A 14,480-nucleotide genomic window follows, 5' to 3' on the forward strand; every position below is an offset into this window, starting at 1 on the left:
ATTTTGTGGCTTATCGTTTTATCGAGCTGTCCTGAGATTAGCGAAAAATAAAAAATGAGGAATACCAATTAAATGGTGTTCCTCATTTTTTATCCTAATAATCCAAGTGAAGATATAGCTGTTAAAACGACTGAACCAACCATACTAATAATCATAATCCAAACCACAATCATCGTAACTCTTTGAAATGTACTCTTCTTTTTTTTCATAAGGCACCACTTTCCGAAATGTTACTCACTATTCTAACGTGTTCATTTTAACTTTTCAAATTTTTTTCAAAAATATCAAAAGATCACCATTTTTGATTGGTTTTACTTTAAAATTTTAAAAAAATCCCCACCAATCATCCACCAAAGTTTATTTTTATTTATGAATGCTGTTATACTAGTAATTACAAAGAATATTTTGATAAATATAAAAACGCTTTTTTATCATAAATATAATAAAAATTAAGCATTTTAAAATAGTTTTCGAAATTGGTGGTAGGTAGTGGTACAAAGTGGTAAACTAAATTTGTAATCGAGAGGAAAGGGGCAATTAGTATGTTCATGGGCGAATATCAACATTCACTTGATACCAAGGGACGACTAATTGTTCCTGCCAAGTTTAGGGAAGATCTTGGAACTGATTTTGTTATCACACGTGGTTTAGATGGCTGTTTGTTTGGCTATCCGCTGGCAGAATGGCAACACATTCAAGATAATCTAAAAAAATTACCGTTGAACAAACGAAATAATCGTGCTTTTGTACGTTTTTTGTTTGCAGATGCAACACAATGTAATTTTGATAAGCAAGGCAGAATTAATATTCCGAAACAATTACGTGAACATGCAAAACTTACTAAGAAATGTGTTTTAGTCGGTGTATCAAATCGATTTGAAATTTGGGATGAAGCCCAATGGAATGAAGTAACTGCAGATACAGAAGAAAATTTTGACGATATTGCTGAAAATTTAATTGATTTTGGCTTGTAGGAGTAAGAAAAATGAGTGAGTTTCAACATACAACTGTTTTACTAAACCAAGCAATTGACGAATTAAATCTCAATCCAGATGGTATTTATGTGGATTGCACCCTTGGTGGTGGGGGTCACAGTCAGTTGATTTTAAGCCAATTAAGTCAAAAGGGTCATTTGTATGCTTTCGATCAGGATGTTGCAGCGATTGAATATAATCAAAGTCATTTGAAAGATTATTTAGATCGTAATCAAGTTACTTTTATTGAAGATAATTTTAAAAATATTACAAAAGATTTGGCAGAGTATGGCGTTCAACACGTGGATGGCATTGTCTATGATTTAGGAGTTTCATCACCCCAATTGGATGACGCTAGTCGTGGTTTCAGTTATCAACACGACGCACCACTTGATATGCGCATGGATCAATCTGCTGAATTAACCGCTCAAATTGTGGTTAATCAATGGTCATATGAATCATTAGTGAAGATTTTCTTTCGATATGGTGAAGAACGCTATTCTAAACAAGTTGCTCGTGAAATTGAACGACAACGAGAAATTGCACCAATTCAAACAACTGGCGAACTAGTTGAACTTATAAAAAAAGCAATTCCGGCAGCTGCACGTCGTACAGGAGGACATCCTGCAAAGCGGGTTTTCCAAGCTATTCGAATTGCGGTTAACAATGAATTAGGTGTTTTGGAGACTTCTTTAGAGCAGGCCTTGGATCTGTTAAAGGTTGGCGGAAGAATTAGTGTGATCACATTTCAATCATTAGAGGATCGATTGGTTAAAAATATTTTTAAAGAACAAGCAAATTTACCTGAACTTCCTCAGGGTTTGCCAGTTATTCCCAAAGAGCTTGAACCCCATTTTAAATTGGCTACCCGAAAACCCATTTTACCTAGTGAGGACGAATTGGCACATAATCATCGCGCTCATAGCGCAAGACTCCGAGTTATTGAAAAAATAAAATAGGGACTGATTTATAATGGCACAAAATAATTTAGCAGAAGCATTTCCGGCGAGTAAACCCGTAAAACGAAGTATACCGGATCTTAAAGAAGGGACTCTACATAAGGCAAAAGCTGTCGTCATTCCAAAGTCTTTGCCATTTTCAAAATTCGAGAAAATTTTAATGACATTCTGCGGTATAATTTTGACAGGCTTAATGATTTTTGTAGTTTCTGGTAAAATTGCATTATCAAGCGCTGAACATAATTTATCTAGTTCGCAAGAGCAAGTTACGAAAGTTACTTCTGATAACAGCAATTTGAAACAGGAAGTGAACCAGCTTTCCAGTCGTACTCGCTTAAACAAAATTGCGAAACAGTATGGATTAAGCCTGACAACTTCAAATATAAGGAATGTTAATAAATGAACAATAACGAAAAGCGTTCAAAAAAGGACGATAATAACAAATCAAGCCACAATCGAAGAGCGTTCGGTCAATGGCTTTTTTTCATAGCCATTGCCCTCTTCGTGATCTTAATTCTACGTTTTTCCTACATTGCAATTGGCGGGACTGTAGAACACATCAATTTGAGTTCACAGGCCCGTCGTTTATATACAGATAATAAAGTGCTCAAAGCACAGCGTGGATCCATCCTCGACGCATCTGGTCAGCCAATTGCGGAGGATACTAGCACATACTCGATTTATGCAGTTTTGAATAAATCCCAGGTGGGTGCCAATAAGAAGCCACTCTATGTCACTAATAAGGCTAAAACTGCTAAGATTTTGGCAAAATATTTACCAATTTCAAAAAAAGAAGCCCTTAAAGCGTTAAATCCAACTAATAAGAACTCGTTTCAAGTAGAATTTGGAACGGCAGGAAAAAATATTTCGGTAGCTACGAAAGAAAAAATTGAATCTTATAAACTGACTGGTATCAATTTTATTCAATCTGAAGCTCGACTTTATCCAAACGGTACTTTTGCTTCAAATTTGATTGGAATTACGGCGTCGGTTCAGAAGAAGAGTTCGGATATTACCCAATTAAAAGGTGTTATGGGTATTGAAAGTGCCTTTAACAAAAAATTAACGGGAACTGATGGGGAACGATCCATTCAAAAGGATAAATTTGGGTATCAGTTGCCTTCCTCTCAAGAAAAGAAAGCTGCAGTTGATGGCGAAAACATTTACACAACGTTGGATACCCGTTTACAAACTTTACTTGAGTCTGAAATGACAAAGGTCCAAGCACAGGTCCATGCTAAGTCTATGACGGCAACTATTATGAATGCCAAAACCGGTGCTATTTTAGCTACATCACAACGGCCAACATTTAATCCCACAACTAAAAGTGGCATTAGTAAAGCATGGAGCAATTCAATTGTTCAAGACACTTTTGAGCCAGGATCGACCATGAAGGTATTTACGGCTGCTGCGGCCATTGATAGTGGCCATTTTAATGCTAAGGAAAAGTATAAATCTGGAACTTATAAAATAGATGGTCAAGTCGTGCCAGATTGGCAAACCTCAGGTTGGGGATTAATTACCTATGAAGAAGGCTTTGCCCTATCAAGTAACGTTGCGATGGCCCATTTGGAACGTAAAATGGGTGCAAAGACTTGGAAGAAGTACATTAAAAAGTTCAAATTCTTGCAAAGCACAAATTCTGGCTTGAGTGGTGAAGCGAAGGGAAGTATGCAGTTCTCTTACCCAATTGATCAGGCTGATACTGCTTTTGGTCAAGGAATAGATGTCACCACGATGCAAATGCTACAAGGATTCACGGCAATTGCGAATAATGGTAAAATGGTAAAACCACAATATATCAAAAAAATAGTTAACAGTAACACAGGCAAGGTTACTTACCGAATGAAGACGAAAACTGTGGCACATCCAATTAGTAGTTCAACAGCTAAAGAAGTTCGTAAATTGATGCAAGATGTTGTTTATAAGAGTTATGGCATTGGCTCCGATTTTAAGCTATCTGGGTACCGTGTTGCGGCTAAGACTGGAACTGCTCAAGTCGTGGGATCAAATGGGACATACTTGAATACAGATGATAGTTATCTATATTCAGTTGTTGGCATGGTTCCTGCAAGTAATCCAAAGTACATCATGTATATCACAATGAAACAGCCAACGTTGCCTGCTACAAAAACGGCAACTCAGCTTTTGGATGAAATCTTCAGTCCAGTTATGAAACAAGCCTTAGGAGAAAATTCAACTACGGCTAAGAACCAATTAACCGGAAAAGCAAAAATTGCAAATATGGTTGGCGAAACTGCTGATACAGCTACCAAACAACTTGGCAAAGAAAGCATCGCGGCCACGGTTTTGGGAACGGGTAATACTGTGACTCGACAATCAGTAGCTGCCAATACTGAAATGCTGGCCGGTCAGCGCGTTATTCTTGTGACAAGTGGTCAGATGCAGATGCCAAACATGTCGGGATGGTCACGTAACGATGTGCTTAAGCTAACTAAGTTAGTTGGTTTACAGGCAGACTTTTCCGGAACCGGTTTTGTCAAGTCACAATCGATAAAAGCCGGTGCGACTATTCAAAGCGGACAAACTTTGACGGTAAAACTTAAGCAAAAGTAAGAGAGAATGGAGTTTACTATGAATTCGATAGAGCAGATTGGAACGATACTTGTCAGTTTCTTAATAACGGTGGCAGCCATGCCGTCGTTTATCAATTATTTCCGTAGTCGCAATGAGGGCCAAATGATTCGTGAAGAAGGTCCCAAATGGCACGAAAAAAAATCTGGAACCCCCACAATGGGCGGATTGATTTTTATAGTAGCCATCAGTCTGAGCAGTTTGCTTTTTGAAATTGTAAGTCATCAAATTAATGCAACAGGCGTAATTTTGATTGTAATTTTGATTATGTATGGTTTTCTTGGTTTCTGGGATGACAGTATCAAACTAATGAAAAAACAAAATGAAGGATTGAAAGCTTGGCAGAAATTTTTAGGCCAGGTTGTGGGTGCTGTTATCTTTTATTTTGTGTATGTTCACGAAGGTTTTGCCCAAGTACTTAATTTACCTTGGGTAGGTGGCTGGCATCTTGGTGCTTGGTTTGCATTGTTTGTCATCTTTTGGTTGGTCGGTTTTTCAAATGCGGTCAATTTATCGGATGGTCTTGATGGTTTGGTGAGTGGACTAGCAATCATTGCCTTTGGCGCGTATGCCATTATTGCGGCGGTGCAAAATCAATTTGATGTGCTTATCTTTTGTTTAGCCATCATTGGGGCATTGCTTGGGTTCTTCATCTTTAACCATAAACCAGCTAAAATATTCATGGGTGATATGGGATCTTTAGCCTTAGGTGGTGCTTTAGCTGCCGTCTCCATCTTAGTGCATCACGAAGCTGCCTTGCTGTTAATTGGGGTTGTCTTTGTTTGTGAAACAGCTAGTGTCATCTTACAAGTTGCTTCGTTTAAACTTACCGGTCATCGTATTTTTAAAATGAGTCCAATCCACCATCATTTTGAAATGTTGGGTTGGAGTGAGTGGAAAGTGGATATCGTGTTTTGGTGTGTTGGCTTAATTGGTGCGATGATTGCATTGATTGGCATTCTTAACTAGTTTAGATTTTTGAACGCATTCTGCTACGTCCTCAAAATAATAAAGTTTGATTTGAAGGGAAAGAGTCATGAAGGATATTACAGACTATCAAGATAAAAAGATATTGGTATTAGGATTGGCAAAAAGTGGGGTGAGTGCAGCCCGATTATTACAGAAATTGGGAGCATTAGTTACGGTGAATGATGCCAAACCATTTGACGAGAATCCAGATGCCCAGGAATTGTTAGAAGATGGTATCAAAGTGGTTACAGGTGGTCATCCCCTAACTTTATTGGACGAAGGTTTTGAACTCATCGTTAAAAACCCAGGAATCCCATATACAAACCCAATCATTAAAGGCGCACTCAGCAAAAAAATTCCAATTATTTCAGAGCCCGAACTTGCGTATCAAGTTTTAAGTGGTGAAATGATCGGAATTACCGGAAGTAATGGTAAAACAACAACCACAACTATGATTCAGCTGATGCTTGATGAAAAACGTCCTGCTGGACATGCTTATCTGGCCGGAAATATTGGTATTCCTGCAACTACAGTTGTGCAAAAAATTCAGTCTCAAGATACGATGGTGACTGAGTTATCAAGCTTTATGTTGGCCAGTGTCACGACACTCAAACCCCATATTGCTGTAATTACTAATATCTTTTCTAATCATTTGGATTGGCATGGTACCCGTGAAAACTATGTGCGTGATAAAATGCACATTACTAAAAATCAAACCGAAAAAGATTATTTGGTGATTAACTGGGATAATCCAGAATGGCAACACTTAAGCAAACAAACTAAAGCTCAGGTTGTCCCGTTTTCTCGACAGGATTTAACTGAAGATGGCGCCTACCAGAAAGGCGAAGATCTTTACTTTAAAGGTGAAAAGATTATTGCGGCTTCAGACATAAAAGTACCTGGTGTACAAAATGTTGAAAATGCGTTGGCGGCAATTGCAGTGGCTAAAATTGAAGGGCAGTCGAATGAGTCAATTGTCCACGTATTAGAAAGCTTTGGTGGCGTTAAACATCGCGTTCAGTACGTCACCACTTGGAATGACCGAGATTTCTACAATGATTCAAAAGCCACCGACATTGAAGCTACTCAAGTTGCGCTACGTTCATTTACAAAACCAATCGTTTTAATTGCTGGTGGATTAGATCGTGGCTATACGTTTGAAAAGTTGGAAGCTGATTTTAAAGCCCATGTTAAAGCCATTATTTTAGTTGGCCAAACAAGTAGCTTGCTGGCTGAGACTGCAAAAAATGCTGGGGTTCCCGTAATTGAGTTCGCTCACAAAGTGTTGGATGCTGTTCCGCTTGCATACAAAGCAAGTGATACTGGGGACGTGGTTTTGTTATCTCCTGCCAATGCAAGTTGGGATCAATACAAAACGTTTGAAGTTCGTGGGGATGAATTCATTAACGCTGTTCAAACCCTTCAAAACGGAAAGAAGGCTTAAACAATGCGATTAATGATTTCGGGCGGCGGTACTGGAGGTCACATTTATCCAGCATTGGCCTTAATAGAAGCCTTAAAAAAACGCGAACCAAATTCTGAAATCTTGTATGTGGGAACTGAAAAAGGATTGGAAAGCAAAATTGTACCCGCTCAGGGTATTGCGTTTAAAACGATTAAAATTCAAGGTTTCAAACGATCGTTGTCCTTAGAAAACTTTAAAACGATTGGTCTGTTTTTGAAAAGTGTCGGTGATGCCCATAAAATGATTAAAGAATTTAGGCCTGATGTTGTTGTGGGAACTGGTGGCTATGTTAGTGGGGCGGTAGTTTTTGCTGCGAGTCTCCAAAGAATTCCAACGGTGATTCATGAACAAAATAGTGTGGTAGGTGTTACCAACAAATTCTTAAGCCATTTTGTAACAAAAATTGGAATTTCGTTTGAGGATGCCCGTTCGCAATTTCCAATTAAAAAAGTTGTTTTCACTGGTAACCCACGAGCAACTCAAGTCGCGTTAATGCAACCAAACGATGCACTTAGTGAGTATGGATTAAGAAGCAATCTTCCTACGTTACTAATTTTTGGTGGTAGTCGAGGTGCAGAAAGAATTAATTCAGCAACAGTCGAAGCACTCCCACAGCTTAAGCAAAAAGATTATCAGGTTTTGTTTGTCACGGGTCAGGTACACTACCAAAAAATTATGGCTGCCATCAAGCCATCCGATTTAGGAAGTAATGTAGTGGTTCGACCATACATTAGTAAAATGCCTGAATTGCTACCAAACTTTGAGGCAATTTTAGGTCGGGCGGGAGCAACTAGTATCGCTGAAATCACAGCGTTAGGAATTCCTTCAATTTTGGTGCCAAGTCCTTATGTAACCAATGATCATCAAACAAAAAATGCGCGAAGTTTGGTGAAAAAGGGTGCTGCTGAATTATTACCTGAGGTTCACTTAGATGCAGATTCATTAGTAAAAGCTACCGATGAACTCATGACCGATGAAAACAAACGTAAAAAAATGGGTGAAGCAGCTAAAAAAATGGGTCGCCCACGAGCAGCAGAAGATCTTTTGAATGTTTTGGAATCGGTGATTAAAAAATAGAAAATGGGGTGGCGATCGTGTTTAGAAAAAAGAAAACGAAAACTCCTCAGCCAAAACGGGAATTGACTCCCTGGGAAAAGGTACAACGTAACCAGGAAATTGAGAAAAAGAAAGCAGAAAAAGAAAAGAAAAGATCGCAAACTTTTGTGCCAAAATTAAAGGCACCACAAAAATTTTGGATTTGGTTTAGCTGTGTTTTAATTTTGATCTTAATTATTGCAGGGTACTTACTTTCACCTCTTAGTCATATACAGTCGATAAAAGTGACAGGAAATAAAGAATTTTCTAAGACGCAAATCATGAAGATCGGCAATGTGAAAAAAGATGATTGGATTTTTCCCTATCTTTTTGGACAACGAAACAAATCGACGTCAGTTTATAAGAAACAACCTAAACTTGTAAGTTACAAAATAAAACGCCAAGGATTCAATCATTTAAAGGTAACAGTGAAGGAAAATTCAATTGCTGGGCTAGTTTTGCGAAATAAGTATTACTACACCATTTTAGATAATGGAAAGGTAATCAAAAAGTCAAAAAAGCAACCGTCCAGTGATTATCCCGTTTTTAAAAACTTTCACTCAGCGAGTGTATTAAAAACGTTACTTACACAGTTCCAAGAATTACCTTCAGTGGTTCGCACTGGTATTTCTGAAATTGATTATGTGCCAAGCAAGGATAATCCCAATAAACTGCATCTTTATATGAATGACGGCAATGAGGTTTATGCGGTTTTACCAACCTTCGCAGAAAAAATGAAGTATTATCCACAAATGGCAGCAGATATGAAACAAAAAGGAGTTATCGATTTAGAGGTGGGGGCTTACTCTTATCCTTTCAAGAATAAGAGTAAGGAAACGGCAACTAGTTCGTCGTCTTCTAGTTCAAGCCCAGTCGGTAGTGGTAGTAGTTATTCGACCACCTCTAGTTCAAGCTCGTCGGGACAAACTTATTCTGCAACGAGTACGACAAGTTCAGTAAGCACTTCCAGTAGTGTTGCAAGTACAAATTAAACGAGTAATGACCCAAAATGAAAAATAATGTGTGGATTAGCAGTATTTTTTGAATTTTTAGGTTTTTTACTCATTTTTTTAAAAGAATTGACTATTTAAATACATTGAAGTTATGGTAAACTTGAGAGTATATACAAAGGTCTAAAATAGGGTATGTTTAGGAGGTTCCTTTATTATGGATAATTCAGGAATTTATGTTGGACTTGATATAGGAACCACCTCAATAAAAGTCATTGTTGCTGAGAACGTAAATGAGCAAATGAGTGTTATTGGAGTGGGAAGTGAACGCTCTGATGGAATGAATCGTGGCGTGATTGTCGATATTGACAAGGCATCAGCAGCGATTAAAAGAGCAATTTCAGTTGCAGAAAATAAAGCAAATTTAAAGATTCATGAAGTAGTTGCTGGGATTCCGGCGAATTTGTTAAAAATCGAGCCTTGTCGTGGTATGATTGCAATCGCAGAAACATCACGTGAAATTACTAACCAAGACGTGATTAATGTTGCTAATGCAGCTTCTGTACACAGCTTGCCACCAGAACAAGAAGTAATTGATGTTTTACCTGATGAATTTGTTGTTGATGGATTTGATGGTATCAAAGATCCACGGGGAATGGTTGGTGTTCGTTTAGAAATGAACGGAACTGTGCTAACTGGTCCCAAGACGATCATTCACAATACAAAACGCGCAATTCAACAGGCTGGATTACATTTAACAGATCTAGTTCTAAATCCTTTAGCGCTTGGAAAAACTGTTTTAAATGATGGGGAACAAGATTTTGGTACCATTCTCATCGATATGGGCGCAGGACAGACAACAACAGCAATTATTCATGATCATCATTTGAAGTATACATATGTTGATCAAGAGGGTGGCCAATTCGTTACCAAAGATATTTCAGTTGTTTTGAATACATCTTTGAGTAACGCCGAAAAGCTAAAACGCGAATATGGCTATGCATTTGCCGATGGCGCTAGTGATGATGGTTTTCCAGTCGAGGTTGTTGGGCAATCTGCACCAGCCCAAATCACTGAGAAATATTTGGCTGAGATTATTGAAGCGAGACTAGAACAAATCTTAAACAACGCTTATAATCATCTTGAGAACATTGATGCATTGGATATGCCAGGTGGGGTCATCATTACTGGCGGCGCTGCGGCAATTCCGGGAATTCAAAGTTTGGCTGCAGATATTTTTGGAACAAACGTCAAATTGTATGTGCCTGAACCAATGGGCTTAAGACATCCAGCATTTTCACAAGCTTACGCTATACTAAACTATGAAGCTTCACTAAGTGAGGTTGATGTTTTGGCAAAGAGCGCGATGGTAGCGGGAACGCGGACAATTCCAGAACAACAGACATTTGCGTCTGACGATACAGATCCTGCACCACAAACAAATAGTGAAGATGTACGTCAAACGACGAAGAGTGCACCTAAGAAACCAAAACAAAAGAAAGAGAATTCTTTCTCATTTAGCGGCTTAGTTGCAAGTATCAAGCGCTGGTTTAGCGAATTCTTTGACTAACTTTAAAATTATGGAGGAAAAAGGGATGGAATTTACAATGGATGATAAACAAAATGCTGGTGCAAACATCAAAGTTATTGGTGTCGGTGGCGGCGGGAACAATGCCGTTAATCGAATGATTGCTGAAGGTGTCAAAGGCGTTGAATTTATTGTTGCCAATACAGATGTTCAAGCTTTAAAACAATCAAAAGCTGAAACAAAAATTCAATTAGGACCTAAATTAACAAAGGGATTAGGCGCTGGCTCAACTCCTGAAGTTGGTACCAAAGCTGCTCAAGAAAGTGAACAAACAATATCTTCAGCTCTTGAAGGTGCAGATATGGTCTTTGTTACTGCTGGAATGGGTGGTGGTACCGGTACAGGTGCTGCACCATTAGTATCTAAGATTGCTAAAGAAACAGGAGCCTTAACGGTAGGTGTTGTGACTCGGCCTTTCAGTTTTGAAGGACCAAAGCGCGCACGTTTTGCTGCTGAAGGTGTTGCTCAAATGAAAGAGCAAGTTGATACTTTGATTATCATTGCTAACAACCGCTTGTTAGAAATGGTTGACAAAAAAACCCCTATGATGGAAGCATTCAGTGAAGCTGATAACGTATTACGTCAAGGTGTTCAGGGTATTTCTGATTTGATCACTTCACCCGGTTACGTTAACTTGGACTTTGCTGATGTTAAAACTGTTATGTCTAATCAAGGGTCTGCTTTAATGGGAATTGGTTCTGCAAACGGTGAAAACCGTACCGAAGAAGCAACTAAGAAGGCCATTTCTTCACCATTACTTGAAGTTTCAATTGATGGCGCAGAGCAAGTCCTGTTAAACATTACTGGTGGTCCGGACCTTTCATTGTTTGAAGCTCAAGCTGCTTCAGAAATTGTTGCTAAAGCCGCTACTGATGATGTTAATATCATCTTTGGTACATCGATCGACGAAAACATGAAGGATGAAGTACGTGTCACTGTCATTGCAACTGGTATTGACAAGAAAAACGACCGTCCACTGCATCGAGCAACTGCACGGACAAGCTTTGATACTCCGGCAGCTACAAAGAGTTCCACAAATTCAACTCCTGCATTTAACACGTCGAATACAAGTAGTGCTGCTCCAAAATCAGAAGAAAAAAGCGCTAAAAAAGATGATCCATTTGGTGATTGGCAATTGCGTCAATCAAATTCAAATGGTGTTCGGCCAACTTCTGTTGAGGATGATGATGAATTTAAAGATATTGAAAAGAAAGATTTTAATGTTTTTAATGATTCAGATAATGATGGCGACAAGGGTGTTGATACTCCACCATTTTTCAAACGTCGTCGTAAGTAATTGAATATCATTTTACAAGGACTGGGAACAAGACAACTGTTTTGTCCCAGTTCTTTGATACAGCGTCATTATTAGGAGGCGATCTGTATGGCATTAAATGATCGATTTAATAAACTGTTTGGGTTGGATGATGAACAAGGGCAACCTGATACTGACTTCAATCAGCGAACAGATGTTGATGACAAGGTGACTGCGATGGATAATGATAATATTTCGGATTCAAAAAGCCAAATTGCATTATTTGAACCAAGGATATTTAGTGATGCTAAAGAGGCTGCAAAACAATTAATCGCTGGACAGGCTGTTATTTTAAATTTTGAACGTATTGATGATGAGCAAACCAAACGGATCGTTGACTTTTTATCTGGAACGTTGTTTGCCATTGATGGTTCAATTGAAGAAGTGGGCACACATATATTTTTGTGTACGCCCAAGAGCTTTGAAATTAATGGCAGTCTGTACTCAAATATTCAAAATGGAGATTTGAGTCACGACAATATAAATAAGGAGTAAACATTTGGTCTTTTTATTTAATATTATTAGTAAACTTATTCAATTGTACATGTTATTGATTTTCGTATTCGTTTTGATGTCCTGGTTTCCAGGTGCTTACCAAACTAAGCTTGGACAATGGCTTGCTAAAATCTGTATGCCCTATCTAAAGGTGTTTCAATTTATTCCACCTATTTTTGGGTTGGACTTTTCACCCATCATAGCTATCTTGGTTTTAGAAATGGCACAGTACGGAATTCAATATTTGTTTATTATATTAGGTTCTTTATAAGGGGAATAACTAAAAATGGACAATATTATGCAACATTTTCGTCCTGAGGAAGCACCGTTTGTAGATGAAGCAACGGGCTGGATTCAAGAAGTACGTGATCAAAACCGATTTGTGTTAACAAATTTTCTTAATCCACGGGAAATTTTCATTTTGATAACGTTAGTCAATCGTTTGGATGATATCAAAGTTCAAAGCTTTGGTGGATATTCCAGAGCAGAAATGCAACGGGCAATTATTTTTCCGGATTATTTTGTGCCAGAACGACAGGATTTCAATGTCAGTTTAATGAACATTGGCTATCCGGTAAAGTTTGCCAAAATTCATCATCGCAATGTTTTAGGGACGCTTGCTAATATGGGCGTGGAAAGAGACACGTTTGGGGATATCATTTCTAATGGCGATGAGTGGCAGTTTTTTGTAAAATCTGAAATGGTAGATTTCTTTTTGTCACAGGTTAGTAAAATTGGCAATGTCAAGGTCCGATTGGCTGAAAAAGAGTTAAGTGATGCAGTTGAACCTGAAAATGACTGGGAATCGGGTAGTACAACAGTAGCGTCAGTTCGAGTTGATTCTGTGATTGCAGAGGGTTTTCATTTGTCTCGTAACCACGCCAAGGAATTATTAGAAGAACGGAAGGTTACTTTGAACTGGAAACCTCATCAACGACCTGATTTTGAATTGGTAGCAAATGATTTGTTATCAGTTCGTGGATATGGGCGTATTCGGCTTGACAGTATTGAAGGCAAAACCAAAAAAAATAAAATTCGAATTTTAATTTCAATTATTAGTAGTAAAAAGAAAAAATGATGGAGGAATCAGTATGTCTTTAGATCCAGTAGATATTCAGAACAAACAATTTTCAAATAAAATGCGCGGCTATAACCCTAATGAAGTTGATGAGTTTTTACAACAAGTTGCAATTGAATATCGACGGGCATTAGACAAAATCTCTTCTTTACAAAAAGAAGTAGAAAATGCTGAAACTAAAATTGAATATTTCGATGATATGAAAGAAGCACTTAATAAATCAATTTTGGTTGCACAAGATGCGGCAGACAAGGTTAAGAGTAGTTCTAAGCGGGAAGCAGAGTTGACTGCTGAAGAAGCTCAAAAGCAGGCCGATGGAATGGTTCAAAAAGCGCGGGTTAGTGCGGAGGCTGTGATTGATGAGCAGGCTGAAAAAGCAAAGCGACTTATCTTAGCAACCAACGAGTTACGTAAAAATGCGCGCCTTTATCGCCAACGGGTTCAAGTTTTGGTTGATTCTCAATTGCAGATGATTAATGGCAGCGAATGGGATAGTATTTTAAAAGAAGATCAAGATGTGCAGGTGAGCGACCTGAAGAATGCAATGTTGCATACTGGAACCCTTGACAAGATCAAAGAGTCAAGAGTAAACTCAGTTGATGAAGAAGACGCTCGCGATATTACGCCGGCTGTTGAACCAGAGAAAAAAGATGATGAATTTCTTCAGGAAAAAGAGAAACCAGCTGAGAATTCAACCGAAACATCGGTTAAACAGGATGGGGACTCTCATAATGAGGACGAAGATGATTCAAAGAATACAGCTCCAGAAACGGTAGTTGTCTTTCCAAATGACAAATCAGATTCAGAAGGTCATGAAAATTCTGGACTTCATGTTAATGCTAAAAATGAATAGATTTTCTTTGAAGAGAATACATTAAAAATGGCAAACTGTCAGCGAGTTAGCGAATTGATGAGAGGCTAATCAGAATCCATTTGAGATATCATCTCTGAGACATCAAATTGACTTCAGGTAGATTTGATCGGTTTAAAAGCCGTT

General features: G+C 38.3%; 15 protein-coding genes and 1 other annotated feature (1 of these 16 only partly in view). Of the genes, 14 read left to right on the forward strand and 1 reads right to left on the reverse strand.

What is annotated here, in order from left to right; all coding sequences use genetic code 11:
• Positions 1 to 89: 89 nt before the first annotated feature.
• On the reverse strand, positions 90 to 209 hold the full coding sequence (locus DD627_RS07025) for a DUF4044 domain-containing protein (protein WP_084254242.1): 120 nt from the start codon (positions 207 to 209) through the stop codon (positions 90 to 92).
• A 333-nt stretch (positions 210 to 542) separates the two neighbouring features.
• Between DD627_RS07025 and mraZ the strand changes: the two genes are divergently transcribed.
• The 14 genes from mraZ to DD627_RS07095 all read left to right on the forward strand — a co-directional run bounded on the left by mraZ (position 543) and on the right by DD627_RS07095 (position 14,336).
• Complete coding sequence (mraZ, locus tag DD627_RS07030; protein ID WP_057783945.1) at positions 543 to 974, forward strand: division/cell wall cluster transcriptional repressor MraZ; 432 nt, start codon at positions 543 to 545, stop codon at positions 972 to 974.
• Positions 975 to 985: 11 nt separating this feature from the next.
• The gene (gene rsmH, locus DD627_RS07035) at positions 986 to 1,933 is read left to right on the forward strand and encodes a 16S rRNA (cytosine(1402)-N(4))-methyltransferase RsmH (protein ID WP_057783943.1); all 948 of its coding nucleotides are present in this window, start codon (positions 986 to 988) and stop codon (positions 1,931 to 1,933) included.
• 13 nt (positions 1,934 to 1,946) lie between these two features.
• Positions 1,947 to 2,336: a cell division protein FtsL gene (ftsL, locus tag DD627_RS07040; RefSeq protein WP_057783941.1), complete on the forward strand. Its 390-nt coding sequence runs from the start codon at positions 1,947 to 1,949 to the stop codon at positions 2,334 to 2,336.
• Positions 2,333 to 4,510 (forward strand): penicillin-binding transpeptidase domain-containing protein, encoded by a 2,178-nt coding sequence (locus DD627_RS07045; protein ID WP_260267424.1) that lies wholly within the window; start codon positions 2,333 to 2,335, stop codon positions 4,508 to 4,510. The genes ftsL and DD627_RS07045 overlap by 4 nt, the downstream gene beginning before the upstream one ends.
• An 18-nt stretch (positions 4,511 to 4,528) precedes the next feature.
• The gene (mraY, locus tag DD627_RS07050) at positions 4,529 to 5,497 is read left to right on the forward strand and encodes a phospho-N-acetylmuramoyl-pentapeptide-transferase (RefSeq protein WP_057783937.1); all 969 of its coding nucleotides are present in this window, start codon (positions 4,529 to 4,531) and stop codon (positions 5,495 to 5,497) included.
• 67 nt (positions 5,498 to 5,564) lie between these two features.
• Positions 5,565 to 6,941, forward strand: coding sequence for a UDP-N-acetylmuramoyl-L-alanine--D-glutamate ligase (gene murD / locus DD627_RS07055; RefSeq protein WP_260267423.1), 1,377 nt, complete (start codon positions 5,565 to 5,567; stop codon positions 6,939 to 6,941).
• 3 nt (positions 6,942 to 6,944) lie between these two features.
• Complete coding sequence (gene murG, locus DD627_RS07060) at positions 6,945 to 8,039, forward strand: undecaprenyldiphospho-muramoylpentapeptide beta-N-acetylglucosaminyltransferase (RefSeq protein ID WP_057783932.1); 1,095 nt, start codon at positions 6,945 to 6,947, stop codon at positions 8,037 to 8,039.
• Positions 8,040 to 8,056: 17 nt separating this feature from the next.
• Positions 8,057 to 9,049, forward strand: coding sequence for a cell division protein FtsQ/DivIB (locus DD627_RS07065; protein ID WP_260267420.1), 993 nt, complete (start codon positions 8,057 to 8,059; stop codon positions 9,047 to 9,049).
• A 175-nt stretch (positions 9,050 to 9,224) separates the two neighbouring features.
• Entirely contained in the window at positions 9,225 to 10,577 is a 1,353-nt protein-coding gene (gene ftsA / locus DD627_RS07070) for a cell division protein FtsA (RefSeq protein ID WP_260274553.1), read from the forward strand.
• Between the two features lie 25 nt (positions 10,578 to 10,602).
• A complete protein-coding gene (gene ftsZ / locus DD627_RS07075) occupies positions 10,603 to 11,892 on the forward strand; it encodes a cell division protein FtsZ (RefSeq protein WP_260274552.1) in 1,290 nt (429 codons plus the stop codon).
• Between the two features lie 87 nt (positions 11,893 to 11,979).
• On the forward strand, positions 11,980 to 12,405 hold the full coding sequence (locus DD627_RS07080) for a cell division protein SepF (RefSeq protein ID WP_057783925.1): 426 nt from the start codon (positions 11,980 to 11,982) through the stop codon (positions 12,403 to 12,405).
• A 4-nt stretch (positions 12,406 to 12,409) separates the two neighbouring features.
• Positions 12,410 to 12,676, forward strand: coding sequence for a YggT family protein (locus DD627_RS07085; RefSeq protein ID WP_260267417.1), 267 nt, complete (start codon positions 12,410 to 12,412; stop codon positions 12,674 to 12,676).
• Between the two features lie 15 nt (positions 12,677 to 12,691).
• Positions 12,692 to 13,483, forward strand: a complete 792-nt coding sequence (locus DD627_RS07090) for a YlmH family RNA-binding protein (protein WP_260274551.1) — start codon at positions 12,692 to 12,694, stop codon at positions 13,481 to 13,483.
• A 13-nt stretch (positions 13,484 to 13,496) separates the two neighbouring features.
• The gene (locus DD627_RS07095; RefSeq protein WP_260267415.1) at positions 13,497 to 14,336 is read left to right on the forward strand and encodes a DivIVA domain-containing protein; all 840 of its coding nucleotides are present in this window, start codon (positions 13,497 to 13,499) and stop codon (positions 14,334 to 14,336) included.
• Positions 14,335 to 14,480 (forward strand) — a binding site (T-box leader); it runs 68 nt beyond the window's last position. (Overlaps the previous gene by 2 nt.)

Source organism: Pediococcus sp. (assembly GCF_003533255.1).
GTDB lineage: Bacteria > Bacillota > Bacilli > Lactobacillales > Lactobacillaceae > Pediococcus > Pediococcus parvulus.